The organism is Salmonella sp. SSDFZ69, assembly GCF_004010755.1.
In the GTDB taxonomy this organism is placed as follows: Bacteria; Pseudomonadota; Gammaproteobacteria; order Enterobacterales; family Enterobacteriaceae; genus Salmonella; species Salmonella enterica.
Window position 1 is genome coordinate 2,150,173 of sequence record NZ_CP034831.1, and the last position, 19,262, is coordinate 2,169,434.

The 19,262-nt window shown below is 51.8% G+C and carries 19 protein-coding genes; 11 read left to right on the forward strand and 8 right to left on the reverse strand.

Features of this window, described 5'->3' with window-relative positions:
- Positions 1 to 74 precede the first annotated feature (74 nt).
- Both cobO and EOS98_RS10665 read right to left on the reverse strand, forming a co-directional pair.
- Positions 75 to 665 carry a cob(I)yrinic acid a,c-diamide adenosyltransferase gene (cobO, locus tag EOS98_RS10660; RefSeq protein WP_079897934.1) on the reverse strand — a complete coding sequence of 197 codons (591 nt, stop codon included), beginning with the start codon at positions 663 to 665 and terminating at the stop codon, positions 75 to 77.
- Positions 662 to 1,423: a YciK family oxidoreductase gene (locus EOS98_RS10665; protein ID WP_000559310.1), complete on the reverse strand. Its 762-nt coding sequence runs from the start codon at positions 1,421 to 1,423 to the stop codon at positions 662 to 664. The genes cobO and EOS98_RS10665 overlap by 4 nt, the downstream gene beginning before the upstream one ends.
- A 237-nt stretch (positions 1,424 to 1,660) precedes the next feature.
- Here EOS98_RS10665 and sohB point away from each other — a divergent pair, with 237 nt between their 5' ends.
- Positions 1,661 to 2,707, forward strand: a complete 1,047-nt coding sequence (gene sohB, locus EOS98_RS10670) for a protease SohB (protein WP_000422082.1) — start codon at positions 1,661 to 1,663, stop codon at positions 2,705 to 2,707.
- A gap of 41 nt (positions 2,708 to 2,748) precedes the next feature.
- Here the strand turns inward: sohB and EOS98_RS10675 are convergent, their stop codons facing one another.
- Positions 2,749 to 3,000 (reverse strand): YciN family protein, encoded by a 252-nt coding sequence (locus tag EOS98_RS10675; RefSeq protein WP_000548616.1) that lies wholly within the window; start codon positions 2,998 to 3,000, stop codon positions 2,749 to 2,751.
- Between the two features lie 402 nt (positions 3,001 to 3,402).
- Here EOS98_RS10675 and topA point away from each other — a divergent pair, with 402 nt between their 5' ends.
- The 5 genes from topA (at position 3,403) to acnA (ending at position 11,037) form a co-directional block, all read left to right on the forward strand.
- Positions 3,403 to 6,000 (forward strand): type I DNA topoisomerase, encoded by a 2,598-nt coding sequence (gene topA, locus EOS98_RS10680; RefSeq protein ID WP_126524036.1) that lies wholly within the window; start codon positions 3,403 to 3,405, stop codon positions 5,998 to 6,000.
- Between the two features lie 410 nt (positions 6,001 to 6,410).
- Positions 6,411 to 7,385 (forward strand): HTH-type transcriptional regulator CysB, encoded by a 975-nt coding sequence (gene cysB, locus EOS98_RS10685; protein ID WP_000776233.1) that lies wholly within the window; start codon positions 6,411 to 6,413, stop codon positions 7,383 to 7,385.
- A gap of 280 nt (positions 7,386 to 7,665) precedes the next feature.
- On the forward strand, positions 7,666 to 7,806 hold the full coding sequence (locus EOS98_RS10690) for a YmiA family putative membrane protein (RefSeq protein WP_213083417.1): 141 nt from the start codon (positions 7,666 to 7,668) through the stop codon (positions 7,804 to 7,806).
- A gap of 280 nt (positions 7,807 to 8,086) precedes the next feature.
- Entirely contained in the window at positions 8,087 to 8,179 is a 93-nt protein-coding gene (gene ymiC, locus EOS98_RS24850) for a small membrane protein YmiC (RefSeq protein ID WP_223148964.1), read from the forward strand.
- A gap of 182 nt (positions 8,180 to 8,361) precedes the next feature.
- Complete coding sequence (gene acnA / locus EOS98_RS10705) at positions 8,362 to 11,037, forward strand: aconitate hydratase AcnA (RefSeq protein ID WP_126524037.1); 2,676 nt, start codon at positions 8,362 to 8,364, stop codon at positions 11,035 to 11,037.
- A gap of 55 nt (positions 11,038 to 11,092) precedes the next feature.
- Here acnA and ribA read toward each other — a convergent pair whose 3' ends face one another.
- Positions 11,093 to 11,683, reverse strand: coding sequence for a GTP cyclohydrolase II (ribA, locus tag EOS98_RS10710; protein WP_001176284.1), 591 nt, complete (start codon positions 11,681 to 11,683; stop codon positions 11,093 to 11,095).
- A gap of 195 nt (positions 11,684 to 11,878) precedes the next feature.
- On the opposite strand from ribA, the gene pgpB reads away from it, so the two are divergent.
- From pgpB to yciH, 5 genes are all read left to right on the forward strand, one after another.
- Positions 11,879 to 12,643 carry a phosphatidylglycerophosphatase B gene (pgpB, locus tag EOS98_RS10715; RefSeq protein WP_000948636.1) on the forward strand — a complete coding sequence of 255 codons (765 nt, stop codon included), beginning with the start codon at positions 11,879 to 11,881 and terminating at the stop codon, positions 12,641 to 12,643.
- A gap of 149 nt (positions 12,644 to 12,792) precedes the next feature.
- Positions 12,793 to 13,101, forward strand: a complete 309-nt coding sequence (locus EOS98_RS10720) for a LapA family protein (RefSeq protein WP_000876301.1) — start codon at positions 12,793 to 12,795, stop codon at positions 13,099 to 13,101.
- 6 nt (positions 13,102 to 13,107) lie between these two features.
- Entirely contained in the window at positions 13,108 to 14,277 is a 1,170-nt protein-coding gene (lapB, locus tag EOS98_RS10725) for a lipopolysaccharide assembly protein LapB (RefSeq protein ID WP_000891378.1), read from the forward strand.
- A gap of 190 nt (positions 14,278 to 14,467) precedes the next feature.
- A complete protein-coding gene (pyrF, locus tag EOS98_RS10730) occupies positions 14,468 to 15,205 on the forward strand; it encodes an orotidine-5'-phosphate decarboxylase (protein WP_001537903.1) in 738 nt (245 codons plus the stop codon).
- The gene (gene yciH / locus EOS98_RS10735; RefSeq protein ID WP_001285199.1) at positions 15,205 to 15,531 is read left to right on the forward strand and encodes a stress response translation initiation inhibitor YciH; all 327 of its coding nucleotides are present in this window, start codon (positions 15,205 to 15,207) and stop codon (positions 15,529 to 15,531) included. Before pyrF ends, yciH begins: the two co-directional genes overlap by 1 nt.
- 119 nt (positions 15,532 to 15,650) lie before the next feature.
- Here yciH and osmB read toward each other — a convergent pair whose 3' ends face one another.
- The 4 genes from osmB to pdeR all read right to left on the reverse strand — a co-directional run bounded on the left by osmB (position 15,651) and on the right by pdeR (position 19,250).
- Positions 15,651 to 15,869, reverse strand: coding sequence for an osmotically-inducible lipoprotein OsmB (gene osmB / locus EOS98_RS10740; protein WP_000481166.1), 219 nt, complete (start codon positions 15,867 to 15,869; stop codon positions 15,651 to 15,653).
- Between the two features lie 258 nt (positions 15,870 to 16,127).
- Positions 16,128 to 16,880: a DNA-binding transcriptional regulator YciT gene (locus tag EOS98_RS10745; RefSeq protein ID WP_001088594.1), complete on the reverse strand. Its 753-nt coding sequence runs from the start codon at positions 16,878 to 16,880 to the stop codon at positions 16,128 to 16,130.
- A gap of 86 nt (positions 16,881 to 16,966) precedes the next feature.
- The gene (locus EOS98_RS10750) at positions 16,967 to 17,146 is read right to left on the reverse strand and encodes a hypothetical protein (protein ID WP_001279854.1); all 180 of its coding nucleotides are present in this window, start codon (positions 17,144 to 17,146) and stop codon (positions 16,967 to 16,969) included.
- Between the two features lie 121 nt (positions 17,147 to 17,267).
- The gene (gene pdeR / locus EOS98_RS10755) at positions 17,268 to 19,250 is read right to left on the reverse strand and encodes a cyclic di-GMP phosphodiesterase (protein WP_076606712.1); all 1,983 of its coding nucleotides are present in this window, start codon (positions 19,248 to 19,250) and stop codon (positions 17,268 to 17,270) included.
- Positions 19,251 to 19,262 lie beyond the last annotated feature (12 nt).

Here is a 19,262-nt window from a genome sequence, read left to right on the forward strand (position 1 = left end):
TCTATAGGCCGAGAGTCATCAGACAAGAGGGTTTGTGCCGGATGGCGGCGCAAACGCCTTAATCCGGCCTACGGTTAATAATCAATTCCCATCTGGGCTTTTACGCCCGCGTCGAAAGCATGTTTAACCGGACGCAGTTCGCTGACGGTATCCGCAAGATCAAGAATATCTCGGTGACAGCCGCGACCTGTAATAATCACCGTCTGGTGACCAGGGCGCGCGTTTAGCGCGCTTATGACCTCTTCCAGCGGCAAATAGTCATACGCCACCATATAGGTCAGCTCATCCAGTACCACTATATCAAGCAGCGGATCGGCCAGCATCCGTTTCCCATGCTGCCAAACGGCCATACATGCTGCGGTGTCTGCCTCGCGATTTTGCGTCTCCCAGGTAAATCCCGTTGCCATTACCTGAAATTCGACGCCATGCGGTTCCAGCAGATTACGCTCGCCGTTGGGCCAGGTGCCTTTAATAAATTGCACCACGCCTACGTTTTTACCGTGTCCTACGGCGCGGGCGGCAGTCCCGAAAGCCGCCGTGGTTTTGCCCTTACCATTGCCAGTAAACACGATAATAATACCGCGCTCTTCCTGTGCCTGGGCGACACGGGCGTCAACCCGATCTTTTACCTTCTGCTGGCGCTGCTGATAACGTTCATCACTCATTGGGCGATTCCTGGTTTACGGCCCGGTTGGGCGTCAAAGGTCATACCGGTTTTACGGCGACTGTCGTCGCCCATAAGCCACAGGTAAAGCGGCATAATATCGGCAGGCGTTTTTAATTTCTGTGGATCTTCCGTCGGAAAGGCGCTGGCGCGCATACTGGTGCGCGTGCCGCCCGGGTTAATGCAGTTAACACGCAGAGAACGGTTCTGGTATTCGTCCGCCAGCACCTGCATCATTCCTTCAGTAGCAAACTTCGAGGTGGCATAGGCGCCCCAGTTAGCGCGCCCCTGACGGCCAACGCTTGATGACGTAAAGACCAGCGAGCCGGCATCGGACTTCAGCAATAACGGTAACAGCGCCTGGGTGAGCATAAAGGTGGCATTAACGTTTACCTGCATGACATCCTGCCAGATCTGCGGATCTTGTTCGCTCATTGGGCCGATTTCCCCCAGTAACCCGGCATTGTGCAGGACGCCATCCAGGCGGGGATAGTGCGCGGCGATGCGGTCGGCCACTTGCCGGCACTCTTCAGCGGTGCAGGTCAGCAGATCGAGCGTAAACCACTGTGGTTGAACATGTTGCTCGTCAGCAATGTGCTGCGCGACCCGACGCAGTTTCTCTTCGTTGCGTCCCAGCAGAATCACCGTTGCGCCGTAACGCGCATACGTAAGCGCGGCTTCCCGCCCAATGCCATCGCTGGCGCCAGTGACCAGAATAATGCGGTTTTGCAATAGATCTTGTTTCGGTTGGTAATGCATGGCTACTCCTCAACGGTGTGGTGCACCGTCCTGCCAGGTTGTCTTATCTTCGCGTTAACTTTTCGGGTTTATGCCTGAAAGCGCCTTTTTTTTCAATCAGACAGGGGCGATAACGCCGTAAAATGAACGTCTTGTCATACTTTTTCTTCCTCAACAGGCATACGGATGAAGAGAGACTGACTTCGATGCCTGTTGTACACTGAGCGCAAGTCGCGTTATTTAATCAAGGTGGGAGTCGTGGAATTGTTGTCTGAATATGGCTTATTTTTGGCAAAAATCGTCACCGTTGTGGTGGCCATTGCCGTCATTGTGCTGCTGATCGTGAATGCTACGCAACGCAAACGTCAGCGCGGCGAGCTGCGCGTGACCAATTTGAGCGAGCAGTATCAGGAGATGAAGGATGACCTTGCTGCGGCGTTGATGGATGGCCATCAGCAAAAACTGTGGCATAAAGCGCAGAAAAAAAAGCATAAGCAGGAGGCTAAAGCCGCCAAAGCAAAAGCGAAGCTGGGGGACATTGCGACATCGGACAAACCGCGTGTATGGGTGATAGATTTCAAAGGCAGTATGGATGCTCACGAAGTTAATGCGTTACGCGAAGAGGTCACGGCGGTGCTGGCAGTGGCGAAACCCGGCGATCGGGCGGTTGTGCGTCTGGAAAGCCCCGGTGGCGTTGTGCATGGCTATGGCCTGGCGGCATCGCAATTGCAGCGCCTGCGCGATAAAAATATTCCGCTGACCGTGACGGTGGATAAAGTCGCGGCAAGCGGAGGCTACATGATGGCCTGCGTGGCGGAAAAAATTATCGCGGCGCCGTTCGCTATTGTGGGGTCAATTGGTGTTGTCGCGCAAATCCCGAACTTTAACCGCTTTCTCAAAAGTAAAGACATTGATATTGAACTGCATACCGCAGGGCAGTACAAACGTACCCTGACATTGTTAGGCGAGAATACGGAAGAAGGGCGGCAGAAGTTTCGTGAAGATCTCAACGAAACGCACCATCTGTTCAAAGAGTTTGTGCAGCGGATGCGTCCGGCTCTGGACATTGAACAGGTCGCCACGGGCGAACACTGGTACGGTCAGCAGGCGCTGGAGAAAGGACTGGTTGATGAGATTAACACCAGCGATGAGGTTATCCTCGGCCTGATGGAAGGGCGTGAGGTGCTGAATGTGCGCTATATGCAGCGTAAAAAACTGATCGATCGTGTTACCGGCAGCGCGGCGGAAAGCGCGGATCGGCTGCTGCTGCGCTGGTGGCAGCGTGGACAAAAGCCGTTGATGTAAACCGCTATTGCCGGATGGCATTCAGCGCCATCCGGCATGGATTAATCAACCAGGTGATACTTCTCAGACAGCACATGCGCCAGGTGTTTAAACATGTTAAACACCGCGGTGCTTTTAGGGGTCGGTAACCCTTGCTCGTCTAAAAAGTAATCGCCGCTGAAAACCAGCACGCCATTTCTCTGCGTTACGCCGGTGGCGACAATACCTGCCATCGTGTCTTCATGTTCCCGAATAATTTTGTTGGCTTCAAGCAACAGTGTTTCGCGATCGATAGGTTGCGTCTCTTTATGCATTTTTTACTCCTTAAACAAGGAGATTAGTCTACGCTGAGCACTTCTGATGGGCAAATATTCTCACAGGAAATTGATGGATTTGTCATGTTGCGTTCACTGGCAAGATTTGTTTTTGCATGCTAATAAAGTTGCGTATCGAATTTTATCAGGTACAGTGTGACGCTTTCGTCAATCTGGCAACAGAATTGCTTGACATTCGACCAAAATTCCGTCGTGCTATAGCGCGTGTGTGCAAAAAAGCCTGTTAACTCAGTCACCTGAGGGTTACATTTCGTACACAAAGCCAGTACAAGGGGTTGATATCCGCAGACGCAGAGACCATATATCGTTGTCTCGTCGCCAGTGGAAGGTGAATCAACGTGCGACGCATTCCTGGAAGAATCAACTTAGGTAAAGGTGAATATGGGTAAAGCTCTTGTCATCGTTGAGTCCCCGGCAAAAGCCAAAACGATCAACAAGTATCTGGGTAATGACTACGTGGTGAAATCCAGCGTGGGTCATATCCGTGATTTGCCGACCAGTGGCTCAGCAGCTAAAAAGAGCGCCGACTCTACCTCCACCAAAACGGCTAAAAAGCCCAAAAAGGATGAACGTGGCGCTCTCGTCAACCGTATGGGGGTTGACCCGTGGCACAACTGGGATGCGCACTATGAAGTGCTGCCCGGTAAAGAGAAGGTCGTCTCTGAACTGAAACAGTTGGCGGAAAAAGCCGACCACATCTATCTCGCAACCGACCTTGACCGCGAAGGGGAAGCCATTGCATGGCACCTGCGGGAAGTGATCGGCGGCGATGACGCGCGCTACAGTCGCGTAGTCTTTAACGAAATAACCAAAAATGCCATTCGCCAGGCGTTTGAACAGCCGGGCGAGCTGAACATTAACAGGGTCAACGCCCAGCAAGCGCGCCGCTTTATGGATCGCGTGGTAGGCTATATGGTCTCGCCGTTGCTGTGGAAAAAGATCGCCCGTGGTTTGTCGGCAGGTCGCGTTCAGTCTGTCGCGGTCCGTCTGGTCGTTGAACGCGAGCGCGAGATTAAAGCGTTTGTTCCGGAAGAGTTCTGGGAAATTGACGCTAATACGACGACGCCGTCTGGCGAGGCGCTACCGCTACAGGTGACGCATCAGAACGACAAGCCATTCCGGCCGGTAAATCGCGAGCAGACGCTTGCCGCCGTCAGCTTGCTGGAAAAAGCGCGCTATAGCGTACTGGAGCGTGAAGACAAACCGACCAGCAGCAAACCTGGCGCGCCGTTTATCACCTCCACGCTACAACAGGCGGCCAGCACCCGGCTGGGCTTTGGCGTGAAGAAAACCATGATGATGGCGCAGCGTCTGTATGAGGCGGGCTACATCACCTATATGCGTACAGACTCCACCAACCTGAGTCAGGATGCGGTCAACATGGTGCGTGGTTATATTGGCGATAATTTCGGCAAGAAATACCTGCCGGATAACCCGAACCAGTACGCCAGCAAAGAAAACTCTCAGGAAGCGCACGAAGCGATCCGTCCTTCCGACGTTGCTGTCATGGCGGAGTCGCTGAAAGACATGGAGGCTGACGCGCAGAAGTTGTATCAACTAATTTGGCGTCAGTTTGTCGCCTGTCAGATGACGCCAGCGCAATATGACTCTACTACGCTTACCATTGGCGCAGGCGAATTCCGTCTGAAAGCGCGTGGGCGTATTTTGCGCTTTGACGGCTGGACAAAAGTGATGCCGGCGCTGCGTAAAGGCGATGAAGATCGCACATTGCCTGCCGTGAATAAGGGCGATGCGCTGACGCTACTTGAATTGACGCCTGCTCAGCACTTTACTAAACCGCCAGCCCGGTTTAGCGAGGCTTCTCTGGTTAAAGAGCTTGAGAAGCGCGGTATTGGTCGTCCGTCTACCTATGCGTCGATTATCTCGACCATTCAGGATCGCGGCTATGTTCGCGTTGAAAACCGTCGCTTCTATGCGGAAAAAATGGGTGAAATCGTCACCGACCGGCTGGAAGAAAATTTCCGCGAATTGATGAACTACGATTTTACCGCGCAGATGGAAGATAGTCTGGATCAGGTTGCAAATCACCAGGCCGAGTGGAAAGCGGTACTGGATAACTTCTTCAGCGATTTTACTCAGCAGCTCGATAAAGCCGAGAAAGATCCGGAAGAAGGGGGGATGCGTCCTAACCAGATGGTGCTGACCAGCATCGACTGTCCAACCTGTGGCCGTAAAATGGGAATTCGTACTGCCAGTACGGGGGTTTTCCTTGGATGTTCAGGTTATGCGCTTTCGCCGAAAGAGCGTTGTAAAACGACCATTAACCTGGTGCCGGAAAATGAAGTTCTGAACGTGCTGGAAGGCGACGACGCCGAAACCAACGCCCTGCGCGCCAAGCGTCGCTGCCAGAAGTGCGGTACGGCGATGGACAGCTATCTGATCGATCCGAAGCGTAAATTGCATGTGTGTGGTAATAACCCGACCTGTGATGGCTACGAGATTGAAGAAGGCGAGTTCCGCATCAAAGGGTATGACGGCCCGATCGTTGAGTGTGAGAAATGTGGTTCCGAAATGCACCTGAAAATGGGGCGTTTTGGTAAGTACATGGCCTGTACTAACGACGAATGTAAAAACACCCGTAAGATCTTGCGTAACGGCGAAGTTGCGCCGCCGAAGGAAGATCCTGTTCCATTACCGGAACTGCCGTGTGAAAAATCGGACGCGTACTTTGTGCTACGCGACGGCGCCGCAGGGATATTCCTGGCGGCCAATACGTTCCCGAAATCACGCGAAACGCGCGCGCCATTAGTCGAGGAGCTTTACCGGTTCCGCGATCGCCTGCCGGAAAAACTGCGTTATCTGGCGGATGCGCCGCAGCAGGACCCGGAAGGTAATAAAACCGTTGTTCGCTTTAGCCGCAAAACAAAACAGCAGTACGTTGCGGCGGAAAAAGACGGGAAGGCGACGGGATGGTCAGCGTTCTTCGTCGACGGCAAGTGGGTTGAAGGCAAGAAATAACCCCTGCCTGTCGCCACTGTAGTCAAGCGGGCCGCGTAAGCGGCCCTTTTTTATATCCCCTTCATATTTCAAGTGGCTTATGTGTTAGCTACGGATTACTCGGCCCATCCATGGGCCTCGTCCTGACGGGCCGTCGCACGCGATGTTCAAATCTGCTCCCGGCAGATTTGTCGCTCACCCCAGTCACCTGGTTATCTATGCTCCTGGGAACTCACTCGCTTGTTGCCTTTAATCACTCGAATTATTTTGGGTATAGCGGGCTTATTATTTTATCGCGCTGGCTATACAGTTCAGATATAAATGATATAGTGGTTATAGTTAACACCTTTTTTATTATTAAATCGTATTAGCAGCCCGATTAAGTCTGCAGATAAACGATGGCCTGATGGCGCTAATCTGGATGATGTATTATGAAATTGCAGCAGCTTCGTTACATTGTTGAAGTGGTTAATCATAACCTTAACGTCTCCTCTACCGCTGAGGGGTTGTATACTTCCCAGCCGGGGATCAGCAAGCAGGTTAGGATGCTGGAAGATGAGCTTGGCATCCAGATTTTCGCCCGCAGCGGTAAGCATCTGACTCAGGTGACGCCCGCAGGCCAGGAGATTATTCGTATTGCGCGTGAGGTGCTTTCCAAAGTCGATGCCATTAAGTCGGTCGCCGGCGAGCATACCTGGCCGGATAAAGGCTCGCTCTATATTGCCACTACCCATACTCAGGCGCGTTACGCATTGCCAGGCGTGATTAAAGGCTTCATCGAGCGTTACCCGCGCGTTTCGCTGCATATGCACCAGGGGTCGCCAACGCAGATTGCGGAAGCGGTATCGAAAGGGAACGCCGATTTCGCGATTGCCACGGAAGCGCTGCATTTATATGACGATCTGGTGATGTTGCCATGCTATCACTGGAACCGTTCGATAGTGGTGACGCCGGATCATCCATTGGCGGCAACGTCTTCCGTAACGATTGAAGCGCTGGCGCAGTATCCGCTGGTGACGTATACCTTCGGCTTTACCGGGCGTTCCGAACTGGATACCGCTTTTAATCGCGCAGGATTAACGCCGCGGATCGTCTTTACTGCAACCGATGCGGATGTGATTAAAACCTATGTCAGGTTGGGACTGGGCGTTGGCGTCATTGCCAGCATGGCGGTCGATCCGCTTGCCGATCCTGATTTAGTGCGGATTGACGCGCACGATATTTTTAGCCACAGCACCACAAAAATTGGTTTTCGCCGTAGTACTTTTTTACGCAGCTATATGTATGATTTTATCCAGCGTTTTGCGCCGCATCTGACGCGTGATGTGGTGGATACGGCGGTGGCGTTGCGTTCTAATGAAGAAATTGAAGCGATGTTTCAGGATATAAAGCTGCCTGAAAAGTAATATCACCGTCGGTTTGTGTCGTAGTGGCATGGCAGACAAAGCCGCCTTTTGCAATATCCCTCGAAGTATTACGGGTAATGATCAGCAAAATAGTGTTGAATTACCCGTCCCGCCAGTTTCTTTTTCCAAATAGTTATCTTGAGTCAAAAGATTGATTTATTCACTGGCAACGATTCGTAAATTGACTGGATTTTTGACTAAAGTTTATTTAGGATTTGTCTCATCTGATGATTAATTGTACCGATTGTTTGGTGCTGAAATGATAAGTGATACCGATAGCATGAGGTTAGTAATGCCTTCTGAAAACCAGGAACCGCGCCGCGACCCTGAGCTCAAACGTAAAGCATGGCTGGCGGTTTTTGTGGGTTCTGCGCTGTTCTGGGTAGTGGTAGCGCTTGTTATCTGGCATTGGTGGGGCTAAGTGAGCATTACGTCGGAACGCGAGCGCGTGATCGCGCCCCCGATTCAATCTTGTGACGATGATAACACCCCGGATACGACCGTTTTTCGGTCTGTTCCGCAACACTGGACGCTCACACCGCAGCAGCGGGCATTTATTGATGCTTTTGCTGATGAGGTGTCACAAAAATAATATCCGTCTTTTTATTGGCGTTATTGTTTTATTAACGCTGTCTTATTACACCGCAGCAACCGTGTGCTGAGCGCCTCTCAGTATTGATTAAACACAGTTGGTGTCGCCTATGTTAACGTCAAATATAAAGTATTGGTCATGGACTGGCGCGTTTATATTATCGCTACTGTTCTGGGCCGAGTTAATCTGGATTGCCGTCTAATCTCGTCAAAGCCCGATAATGCGTTATTTATCGGGCTTTTTCATCTTCGCTCCTCGCCTGTTAGGTTTCTCCTCTTTTAGCAATTTGGGTTGTTATCAAAACGTTACATTTTGTTTGTGTTATCTTTAATACAACCCTGTGGAGAATCAGGGTAACGCAACCCTGTCATTTAAGGAGGAGCTATGTCGTCAACCCTACGAGAAGCCAGTAAGGATACATTGCAGGCCAAAGATAAAACGTATCATTACTACAGTCTGCCGCTGGCTGCCAAATCCCTGGGCGATATCGCCCGTTTGCCCAAATCACTTAAAGTGTTACTGGAAAACCTGTTGCGCTGGCAGGACGGCGAATCTGTGACTGATGAAGATATTCAGGCGCTGGCCGGTTGGCTTAAAAATGCCCATGCCGATCGTGAAATTGCCTGGCGGCCCGCCCGTGTCCTGATGCAGGACTTTACCGGCGTGCCTGCCGTTGTCGACCTGGCGGCGATGCGTGAAGCCGTTAAACGCCTCGGCGGCGATACGTCGAAAGTGAACCCGTTATCGCCGGTTGATCTGGTTATTGACCACTCTGTGACGGTCGATCATTTCGGCGATGACGATGCATTTGAAGAAAACGTGCGGCTGGAAATGGAACGTAACCATGAGCGTTATATGTTCCTGAAATGGGGAAAGCAGGCATTCAGCCGTTTCAGCGTGGTGCCGCCCGGCACCGGCATTTGCCATCAGGTTAACCTGGAATACCTGGGTAAAGCCGTCTGGAGCGAATTACAGGACGGGGAGTGGATTGCTTACCCGGACTCGCTGGTGGGGACTGACTCCCATACGACCATGATTAATGGTCTGGGCGTATTGGGGTGGGGCGTGGGCGGTATCGAAGCGGAAGCGGCGATGCTTGGTCAGCCCGTGTCGATGCTTATCCCGGATGTCGTCGGCTTTAAGTTAACCGGTAAACTTCGGGAGGGGATCACCGCCACTGACCTGGTGCTCACCGTCACGCAAATGCTGCGTAAGCATGGCGTCGTGGGTAAATTTGTTGAATTTTATGGTGATGGTCTGGATTCGCTGCCGTTGGCGGATCGCGCCACCATCGCTAATATGTCGCCGGAATATGGCGCCACCTGTGGTTTCTTCCCCATTGACGCCATCACCCTGGAATATATGCGATTAAGCGGACGTAGCGACGATCTGGTCGAGCTGGTTGAAACCTACGCGAAGGCGCAGGGAATGTGGCGTAATCCCGGAGACGAACCGGTATTTACCAGTACGCTGGAACTGGATATGGGCCATGTCGAAGCCAGCCTGGCCGGGCCGAAACGCCCGCAGGATCGCGTAGCGTTAGGCGATGTGCCGAAAGCCTTTGCCGCCAGCGCCGAGCTGGAGCTGAATACCGCGCAAAGAGATCGCCAGCCGGTTGACTATACGATGAACGGACAGCCATATCAGCTTCCGGATGGCGCTGTCGTCATTGCCGCCATCACCTCCTGCACGAATACTTCGAATCCCAGCGTGCTGATGGCGGCGGGATTACTGGCGAAAAAAGCAGTAACGCTGGGGTTGAAGCGTCAACCGTGGGTCAAGGCTTCTCTGGCGCCGGGGTCAAAAGTGGTATCTGACTATCTGGCGCAGGCCAAACTTACGCCTTATCTGGATGAACTCGGTTTTAACCTGGTCGGTTATGGCTGTACGACCTGTATCGGGAACTCCGGTCCGTTGCCGGAGCCTATTGAGACCGCGATTAAAAAAGGCGATCTGACGGTAGGGGCCGTGCTTTCCGGTAACCGAAATTTTGAAGGGCGTATCCATCCGCTGGTGAAAACGAACTGGCTGGCGTCGCCGCCGCTGGTGGTCGCGTATGCGCTGGCCGGAAACATGAATATTAACCTCGCGACAGAGCCGCTGGGGTACGATCGTAAAGGCGATCCGGTATACCTGAAGGATATCTGGCCTTCAGCGCAGGAAATTGCCCGCGCCGTTGAACTGGTATCATCGGATATGTTCCGTAAAGAGTATGCGGAAGTGTTTGAGGGTACGGAAGAATGGAAATCGATTCAGGTTGAATCGTCCGATACCTACGGCTGGCAGTCGGATTCAACCTATATTCGCCTGTCACCTTTCTTTGATGAAATGCAGGCCCAGCCTGCGCCAGTCAAAGATATCCACGGCGCGCGTATCCTGGCGATGCTGGGGGATTCGGTAACGACAGACCATATTTCTCCGGCCGGCAGTATCAAGCCGGACAGTCCCGCCGGACGTTATCTGCAAAACCACGGCGTTGAGCGGAAGGATTTTAACTCCTATGGATCACGGCGCGGCAACCATGAAGTGATGATGCGCGGTACGTTCGCCAATATTCGTATTCGCAACGAAATGCTGCCCGGCGTCGAAGGTGGGATGACGCGGCATTTGCCGGGTACGGAAGCGATGTCGATTTATGATGCCGCGATGCTTTACCAGCAGGAAAAAACGCCGCTGGCGGTGATTGCCGGGAAAGAGTATGGGTCGGGATCGAGCCGTGACTGGGCGGCAAAAGGTCCGCGGCTGTTAGGTATTCGCGTGGTGATCGCCGAGTCGTTCGAACGTATCCACCGCTCAAACCTGATTGGGATGGGGATCCTGCCGCTGGAGTTTCCACAGGGCGTAACGCGTAAAACGCTGGGACTGACCGGGGAAGAGGTGATTGATATCGCGGATCTGCAAAATCTGCGCCCTGGCGCGACCATTCCGGTGACGTTAACGAGATCGGACGGCAGCAAAGAAACGGTGCCTTGTCGCTGTCGCATTGATACCGCCACCGAGCTGACTTACTACCAGAATGACGGCATATTGCACTATGTCATTAGAAATATGCTGAACTAAAGCCGTTTATCGGGCCTGCCGTAAACAGGCAGGCCCGCGCTTTAATACCGGTGGCTTACTTGCTTAGCAGGTGGCCCATTTTGGCCGCTTTAGTATCGAGATAATGCTCATTATTTGGATTACGACCCACAATGAGCGGAACGCGTTCCACGATATTAATTCCCGCCTCGGTCAGTATTTCGACTTTCTTCGGATTATTGGTCAGCAGGCGAACTTCATCCACGCCCAGTAATTTGAACATATCCGCGCACAGGGTGAAATCACGCTCATCGGCGGCAAAGCCGAGCTGATGATTGGCCTCCACCGTGTCATAGCCTTGATCCTGTAACGCATAAGCGCGAATTTTATTAAGCAGGCCGATATTGCGGCCTTCCTGACGGTGGTAAATCAGAATACCGCGTCCTTCTTCCGCAATATGCGTCAGCGCGGCTTCCAGTTGAAAACCACAATCACAGCGCAGACTAAAAAGCGCGTCCCCGGTAAGACATTCGGAATGAACGCGAGCCAGTACTGGCGTTTTACCTGAAATATCGCCAAAAACCAGCGCGGCATGGTCGTGTCCGGTTGCCAGTTCTTCAAATCCCACCATCAGAAAGTCACCCAATGGGGTTGGCAGTTTGGCTTCTGCCACACGTTTAAGCTGCATGTATTTCTCCAGATTATGCTGACGCCTGCGGTGTCGTCGCCTGTTGGATTGTATCCCGCTATTTTGCCATAAGGCGGCGGTCATCACCTAATCACTACCACGTAATTGCTCAGGAATGGCACAAATTTGTCAATTTTCCAGTCCGGCGAGAATTTTCAGTTATGATTGTGATACTTACTTATAAAAGGAGCATCCATGCTTTCAATTGCGAAGCGCACCGCGGCAGGCGCCGCCCTGTTGCTTATCATGCCGCTTGCCGTATGGGTATCAGGCTGGCAGTGGCAGCCAGGACATCAGGTCTGGTGGCTAAAAACGCTATTCTGGATAACGGAAACCGTGACCAAACCCTGGGGCGTTATCACGCATGTGATTCTTTGTGGATGGTTCTTATGGTGCCTGCGATTTCGCCTGCGCGCCGCCATTATGCTGTTTGCGATTCTCGGCGGGGCGATTATCGTCGGGCAGGGCGTGAAGTCATGGGTAAAGGAGCGCGTACAGGAGCCGCGGCCATTTGTGGTCTGGCTTGAAAAAACGCACCATATTCCCGTCGATGAGTTCTACACTTTAAAGCGTACAGAACGCGGACATTTAGTGAAAGAGCAGTTGGCCGGGCAACAGAACATCCCCGTTTTCCTGCGTCAGCACTGGCAAAAAGAGACGGGCTTTGCGTTTCCCTCCGGACACACCATGTTTGCAGCGAGCTGGGCGCTTTTGGCCGTGGGTCTGTTATGGCCGCGCAGACGGACTTTCACCATCGCGTTTTTGTTAGTCTGGGCGACCGGCGTAATGGGCAGCCGTTTGCTTCTGGGAATGCACTGGCCGCGAGATTTAGTGGTCGCCACGCTCATCTCCTGGCTATTAGTTACCCTGGCGACCTGGCTGGCGCAGCGAATTTGCGGGCCGCTTATGCCGCCTCGTGAAGAAGCGCAAGAAATTGCTGAACGCGAGCAGGAAAGCTGACAACGGTTGATTTTCTGACTATTGCCCTTAAATCATCTGATGGCGGGCGCATTTCCATTTCGCGCGAGGCGGGAAAATGGTAATTTAGAAGGCTGGATGCGGTAAGTTGGACACGATTTATTCGCGCAAACCACATAACGGGAAGTAATGTGAAATATTTACTCATTTTCTTACTGGTATTGGCGATTTTTGTTATTTCGGTGACGCTGGGCGCGCAGAATGATCAACAGGTGACGTTTAACTACCTGCTGGCGCAAGGGGAGTATCGTATCTCCACGTTGCTTGCTGTGCTGTTCGCCGTCGGTTTTGCGATTGGCTGGCTGATTTGCGGCCTGTTCTGGCTGCGGGTCCGCGTTTCCCTTGCCCGTGCTGAACGTAAAATTAAACGACTGGAAAACAAGCTTTCGCCAGCAACCGACGTTGCGGTCCCTGCCGATTCGTCGGTTGTAAAGGAATAATCATTTATGTTGGAGTTGTTATTTCTGCTGTTGCCTGTAGCCGCTGCCTATGGGTGGTATATGGGTCGCAGAAGTGCGCAACAAACAAAACAGGATGAAGCTAACCGCCTGTCGCGCGATTATGTCGCAGGGGTTAACTTCCTGCTGAGTAACCAACAAGATAAAGCGGTGGATCTGTTCCTCGATATGCTTAAAGAGGATACCGGCACCGTTGAGGCTCATCTCACTCTCGGTAATCTGTTTCGCTCACGCGGCGAAGTCGATCGCGCCATCCGTATTCATCAAACGCTCATGGAAAGCGCTTCATTGACCTATGAACAGCGTTTACTGGCTGTTCAGCAACTGGGGCGCGACTATATGGCCGCCGGTTTATATGACCGCGCGGAAGATATGTTTAACCAACTTACCGACGAAACGGAATTTCGCGTAGGCGCGTTACAGCAGCTCTTGCAAATCTATCAGCTAACCAGCGACTGGCAAAAGGCGATCGAAGTAGCAGAACGGCTGGTGAAACTGGGCAAAGATAAACAGCGTATCGAAATCGCCCATTTTTACTGTGAGTTAGCGTTACAGCAGATGGGCAACGACGACATGGATCGCGCGATGGCGTTGCTGAAAAAAGGTGCCGCCGCAGATAAAAATAGCGCCCGGGTGTCTATCATGATGGGGCGCGTTTATATGGCGAGAGGGGATTACGCCAAAGCGGTCGAAAGCCTGCAACGTGTGATCGTTCAGGATAAAGAGCTGGTCAGCGAAACGCTGGAGATGCTGCAAACCTGTTATCAACAGCTCGGTAAAAATGCCGAGTGGGCGGAGTTTTTACGTCGCGCCGTTGAGGAGAATACCGGTGCTGGCGCTGAGTTAATGCTTGCCGATATTCTGGAAGCGCGTGAAGGTAGTGACGCAGCTCAAGTCTATATCACGCGTCAGCTACAGCGACATCCTACCATGCGGGTGTTCCATAAGCTGATGGATTACCATCTCAATGAGGCGGAAGAAGGGCGAGCGAAAGAAAGCCTGATGGTACTGCGTGATATGGTTGGCGAGCAGGTGCGCAGTAAACCGCGGTATCGTTGTCAGAAATGCGGTTTTACCGCCTATACCTTGTACTGGCACTGTCCGTCCTGCCGGGCATGGTCGACCATTAAACCTATTCGCGGACTTGATGGGCAGTAGTATATAAAAAAAGCCTCACTTTAGTTACAACATACTTAATGATATAAGACAAGAAACGACGCTGGCATCAACGGCCAGGGCTTATCAGGTTGTCAATCGAACCTGTTAATTTCCCTGCGCCGCAGGTAGAATGCACGCCGTTTATCCAATTTGCGCCACTTCCGGTGCCCATCATCAAGAAGGTCTGGTCATGACGTTTACTGCTTCATCTTCTTCCTGCGCTATTACTGAATCGCCTGTCGTTGTGGCGTTGGATTACCATGAACGCGATAAAGCCCTGGCGTTTGTCGATAAAATCGATCCTCGCGATTGTCGCTTAAAAGTGGGCAAAGAGATGTTCACGCTGTTTGGTCCACAGCTCGTTCGGGATCTCCAGCAACGTGGGTTTGATGTCTTTCTTGATCTAAAATTTCATGATATTCCCAACACCACGGCTCGGGCAGTCGCTGCAGCGGCAGACCTGGGCGTCTGGATGGTAAACGTTCACGCGTCTGGCGGGGCGAGAATGATGGCCGCAGCGCGCGACGCGCTGGCGCCATTCGGTAAAGATGCGCCGTTGCTCATTGCCGTGACCGTGTTGACCAGTATGGAAACCAGCGATCTGCGCGATCTGGGCGTGACGTTGTCACCGGCGGAACATGCGGAGCGGCTGGCGCGCCTGACGCAGCAATGCGGGCTGGATGGCGTGGTCTGTTCCGCTCAGGAAGCGGTCAGATTTAAACAGGCCTTTGGCGCTGCATTTAAGCTGGTGACGCCGGGCATTCGGCCAGCAGGCAGCGAGGCAGGCGACCAGCGACGCATTATGACGCCCGAACAGGCATTATCCGCCGGCGTCGACTATATGGTGATTGGCCGCCCGGTTACGCAATCGGTAGATCCGGCGCAAACGCTGAAGGATATTAACGCGTCACTAAAACGGGAGGCATGATGAGCGATTCCAATAGTCGTCTGGTTTATTCAACACAGACGGGGCGCATTGAAGAACCTAAAACGGCGCCGGTTCGTCCCAAAGGGGATGGTATCGTTCGCATTCAGCGTCAAACCAGTGGCCGTAAGGGTAAAGGCGTATGTTTGATTACCGGTATTGAGATGAATGATGCTGAATTAACCAAACTGGCGGCTGAACTGAAGAAAAAATGCGGCTGTGGCGGGGCAGTAAAAGAAGGGATTATTGAAATTCAGGGTGATAAACGCGACTTGATAAAATCATTGCTGGAAGCTAAAGGAATGAAAGTAAAATTAGCTGGCGGCTAATGAAAACGCCACGGTTGTAAATTACCGTGGCGTAAAAGTCAACTTTGTCTATTTTTGTAATCCAGACCTGAAAAGAATAAACGTATTATTTTGAGCCGTTCAATATTTAAACGTCTGAATTATTTTCCAACCTGGTGACCAATCACGCCGCCGACCGCCGCGCCGCCCAGGGTGCCTAATGTACTGCCGTCCGTTAACACTGCGCCGCCTAACGCCCCCGCACCTGCGCCAATAGCCGTGTTGCGATCGCGCTTGGACCAGTTTGAGCAGGCGCTCAGAGACATTGCTACGGTGATTGCCAGCACAGCAGCGGCCATTTTTTTGCTCGTCATAAACATAATACTCTCTCCTGAATTAACGATTCACGGAATTAAGCTCACTATAACTATAGTTAAAATAAAACCTGTTAAGAGATTTTCCGTAAAACCTGATTGCGCAGGGGTATATCACGCAGGTGATAGTCACTTCCTGTTATTTCGCTAATATTAATTTTACGACGTTACGCTCGTTACAACAGGTAAATAGTCTTAATTGGGATGTCAGAAAAGTCTTAGAGAGAGGATGATTTGCCATAGGGCAAACCATCGGGAAATATTTTAAACGGATGAGCCAATAACATTGACTAGCAGCCCCGCATGTTCTAACTGCATTTGATCGCTGGCGGAAATTCTGGAATCCGTAATGACACGATGGAAGCGAGAGAGCGGGCCCAGGGGATAGGGATGCACACAGCCAAATTTGGAGCTGTCGGTGAGGACAATCGCTTCTGAGCCTTTTTCCAGAACAGCGTTAACCACATCCGAGCGCATCATATCGCGTCCGGTAAAGCCGGTATCAGCCTGCCAGCCATCAATACCGATAAATGCTTTGCTGAAATGCACTTGATGGATAAACTGTCGCGTCAACGGCCCTACCATGCTTTCACTTTTTTTCTGATAGATTCCACCGAGGAGAATGACTTCGCAAGGGGTCTCTTTGAGCAGGTGCGCGATATAACTGCTCACGGTGATGATCGTGACATCTTTTTGTTCCGCCAGCGTCCGGGCCAATAGCGCATTGCTGCTGCCATTTTCAATAAAAACGGACTCTCCTGGACTGACCAGCGAGGCGGCGAACTCCGCCAGTCGGCGTTTTAGCGTGTAGTTCGTCATCATGCGAGTCTCTACGTCATCGCTCTCAAGCGAAACGGCGAAACCGTGCGCACGGCGTAAATAGCTCTGCTTTTCCAGGGTATTCAGATCCTGACGAATCGTGACTTCAGATACGCCGGTAATTTTCGCCAGTTCAGCAACGCTCATCTGGCCTTTATCAACCACCATTTGCAAAATTGATTGTTGTCGGGAGTTCATAGTATTAATTTTATACGTTAAGAGGAGTCAACAGACAGTCAGAGAGCCGGGAAGGGCTAACGGCCATCCCGGACAAATAATCGCTATCAGATTTCCCAGGGCGACCCGGGAGCCTGGGATGGCGAGATACCGTCTTTAACCTGATCTAACAGCTCTGCTCTCAATATTTCAAGGTTATTGATGGCCGAGTGGTAATCGCCAGCAACAAGGATATCCAGCACGGTATCAATGCGTGCGGCAATTCGTTGTGCTTCGATATCAGACATGTTTGTCATCCTTAATGTCAGAAAAGGTTTCAATTCATGATGCAGAAATTAATCTGAAAAGAGAAGGGAAAAATAGGGCTATGCCTGTCTGCACAGGCTGTTCTCCCTATTATCGCCGCCATTAACGCATTTTTTTCGTCTGATAACGTTTGTACCAGCGTTCAAAAGAAACGGCGGGCATAGGTTTGGCGAATAAAAAGCCCTGTCGTTCATTGACGCCGTTTTTTGTCAGGAAGGCATCTTCTTTAGCATTTTCTACGCCTTCGGCAATCACTTGTAAATTTAGCGCCTGAGCCACCGCGACAATCGCCCGAACCAGAGATTGCGACAGCGGTTGCTTATGGATATCTCTGACGAAAGCCTGATCCAGTTTAACGGCATCAATAGGGAACCGGGCGAGTTGAGAAAGCGAAGAATACCCGGTGCCAAAATCATCCAGATGAATCTGGGCGCCGAGCTGACTAAATTGCTGGATAACCGATAGCGCCAGCGTGTCGTTTTCGATCAGGCAACTTTCCGTTAGCTCGACATCGATCGGGCAATACTCAAAATTCAGATCGTACAAAGCCTGTTTAAGCGCAGTAAAAAGCGTCTGGTCGGCCAGTTGTCGCGCCGAAAAGTTAACGGCTACGCGCAAGTTAATCCCCTTATCGCGCCATTTCGCAATCTGGCGAACCACATCCAGAATCACCCAGCGGCCCAGCGGGACGATGAGTCCTGACTCTTCGGCGTATGAGATGAACTCCAGCGGCGGAATTAATCCGCGTTCCGGCGATTGCCAGCGTACCAGCGCTTCCAGGCTACGTACTTCGCCGCGCCAGGTAATTTTGGGCTGATAGTGAATAAGTAACTGGTCGTTTTCCAGCGCTTTTCGCAGGTTTGTATCCAGCCAGTGATAGTCAAATACGCGCTGATTCATTTCCGGTGAAAAAACGCAGAACTGACCGCGGCCGCCTTCTTTGGCGTTATACATTGCGGTATCGGCAGTGCGAATGAGACTTTCGCTGTCCTGTCCGTGCCGGGGGGCCAACGAAATGCCAATGGCGCATCCCGTGTAAACTTCAATAAGTCCAATACGAAACGGTTGCCGCAGACGGGTAAGGATTCGTGATGCTACTGCTTCCAGCGCGGCCTGAGACGTATGGGCAGCGAGGATAATGAATTCATCTCCCCCCAGTCTGGCCAGCAATTGATCTTCCTCCAGACAACTCAACAGCGCCAGCGAAACGGCCTGTAAGAGCTGATCGCCAAACATATGCCCATAGGCGTCATTAATTTTCTTGAAGTTATCCAGATCGAGATAAACGATACCCACCTGCGACTCGCCAGCCGAGGCAATAGCATGATTAATAAATTCATGGATAGCATTGCGATTGGGCAGGCCGGTGACGGTGTCTGTATTCGCCAGTATGCGTAAACGCTCCTGAGCCCGCCTTTCTTCGGTGATATCCGTGCCTGCGCAGATCAGGAAAATTTCGTTTTTTCCGCTACCGTTATGGACGAATTTATTACGAAATAAGAACAGGCGTTGGCCTTTACGGGTCTTTATCCAGCGTTCGATTTCATAGGCATTGCCATTGCGAAAAAAATTCTCAATGTAGTGTCGGGAGGCAACCGCCTCCCGGCGGCTCATAAATAATTTAAAGACGCTTTGACCAATTACATCTCGCTCTTTTAAGCCTGTGTACTCTTCGCATAACCGATTAAATCGACAGATTTTTCCCCGACTATCCAGTATCGCAATGACTGAGTTGGCTTCTGATACGATTTGCTCGGCAAAAGAGAGCTCCTGCGCCTGCGTTGGCGCGACGGCAGGCGTATCAGGCCAGGTTGCCAGGCTGCCAGCCCATTCACGGTTATTAATCTTACGGCCTACCAGGTGCACAGCGGTAACCTGTTTTTCTATCAACAACGTTATCAGCAGACTGGACGTAATCGCCGTTATTTCCCGGATACGCCCGGCTTGTTCCGGCGATAGCTCAACCGTTTTTTCTGCATCCGTTTCACCTGTCGGGGAGAGATACAGCACGTTGCGGTCATCAGCCAGACGCCAGTGAGAGTGAAGGGGATTTAGCGCCGTTTGTTCCTGAATCTGTTTCATCATGCGTACCATCCC

What these genes read in the sequence shown, in the direction of transcription:
- EOS98_RS10690 (WP_213083417.1), top strand. Translation starts at nt 7,666, where the DNA reads ATGAGGTTAGTAATGCCTTCTGAAAACCAGGAACCGCGCCGCGACCCT.
- cobO (WP_079897934.1), bottom strand. Translation starts at nt 665, where the DNA reads ATGAGTGATGAACGTTATCAGCAGCGCCAGCAGAAGGTAAAAGATCGG.
- lapB (WP_000891378.1), top strand. Translation starts at nt 13,108, where the DNA reads ATGTTGGAGTTGTTATTTCTGCTGTTGCCTGTAGCCGCTGCCTATGGG.
- pdeR (WP_076606712.1), bottom strand. Translation starts at nt 19,250, where the DNA reads ATGATGAAACAGATTCAGGAACAAACGGCGCTAAATCCCCTTCACTCT.
- ymiC (WP_223148964.1), top strand. Translation starts at nt 8,087, where the DNA reads ATGTTAACGTCAAATATAAAGTATTGGTCATGGACTGGCGCGTTTATA.
- EOS98_RS10675 (WP_000548616.1), bottom strand. Translation starts at nt 3,000, where the DNA reads ATGCATAAAGAGACGCAACCTATCGATCGCGAAACACTGTTGCTTGAA.
- cysB (WP_000776233.1), top strand. Translation starts at nt 6,411, where the DNA reads ATGAAATTGCAGCAGCTTCGTTACATTGTTGAAGTGGTTAATCATAAC.
- EOS98_RS10665 (WP_000559310.1), bottom strand. Translation starts at nt 1,423, where the DNA reads ATGCATTACCAACCGAAACAAGATCTATTGCAAAACCGCATTATTCTG.
- EOS98_RS10745 (WP_001088594.1), bottom strand. Translation starts at nt 16,880, where the DNA reads ATGAACTCCCGACAACAATCAATTTTGCAAATGGTGGTTGATAAAGGC.
- pgpB (WP_000948636.1), top strand. Translation starts at nt 11,879, where the DNA reads ATGCTTTCAATTGCGAAGCGCACCGCGGCAGGCGCCGCCCTGTTGCTT.
- pyrF (WP_001537903.1), top strand. Translation starts at nt 14,468, where the DNA reads ATGACGTTTACTGCTTCATCTTCTTCCTGCGCTATTACTGAATCGCCT.
- acnA (WP_126524037.1), top strand. Translation starts at nt 8,362, where the DNA reads ATGTCGTCAACCCTACGAGAAGCCAGTAAGGATACATTGCAGGCCAAA.
- osmB (WP_000481166.1), bottom strand. Translation starts at nt 15,869, where the DNA reads ATGTTTATGACGAGCAAAAAAATGGCCGCTGCTGTGCTGGCAATCACC.
- EOS98_RS10750 (WP_001279854.1), bottom strand. Translation starts at nt 17,146, where the DNA reads ATGTCTGATATCGAAGCACAACGAATTGCCGCACGCATTGATACCGTG.
- yciH (WP_001285199.1), top strand. Translation starts at nt 15,205, where the DNA reads ATGAGCGATTCCAATAGTCGTCTGGTTTATTCAACACAGACGGGGCGC.
- topA (WP_126524036.1), top strand. Translation starts at nt 3,403, where the DNA reads ATGGGTAAAGCTCTTGTCATCGTTGAGTCCCCGGCAAAAGCCAAAACG.
- ribA (WP_001176284.1), bottom strand. Translation starts at nt 11,683, where the DNA reads ATGCAGCTTAAACGTGTGGCAGAAGCCAAACTGCCAACCCCATTGGGT.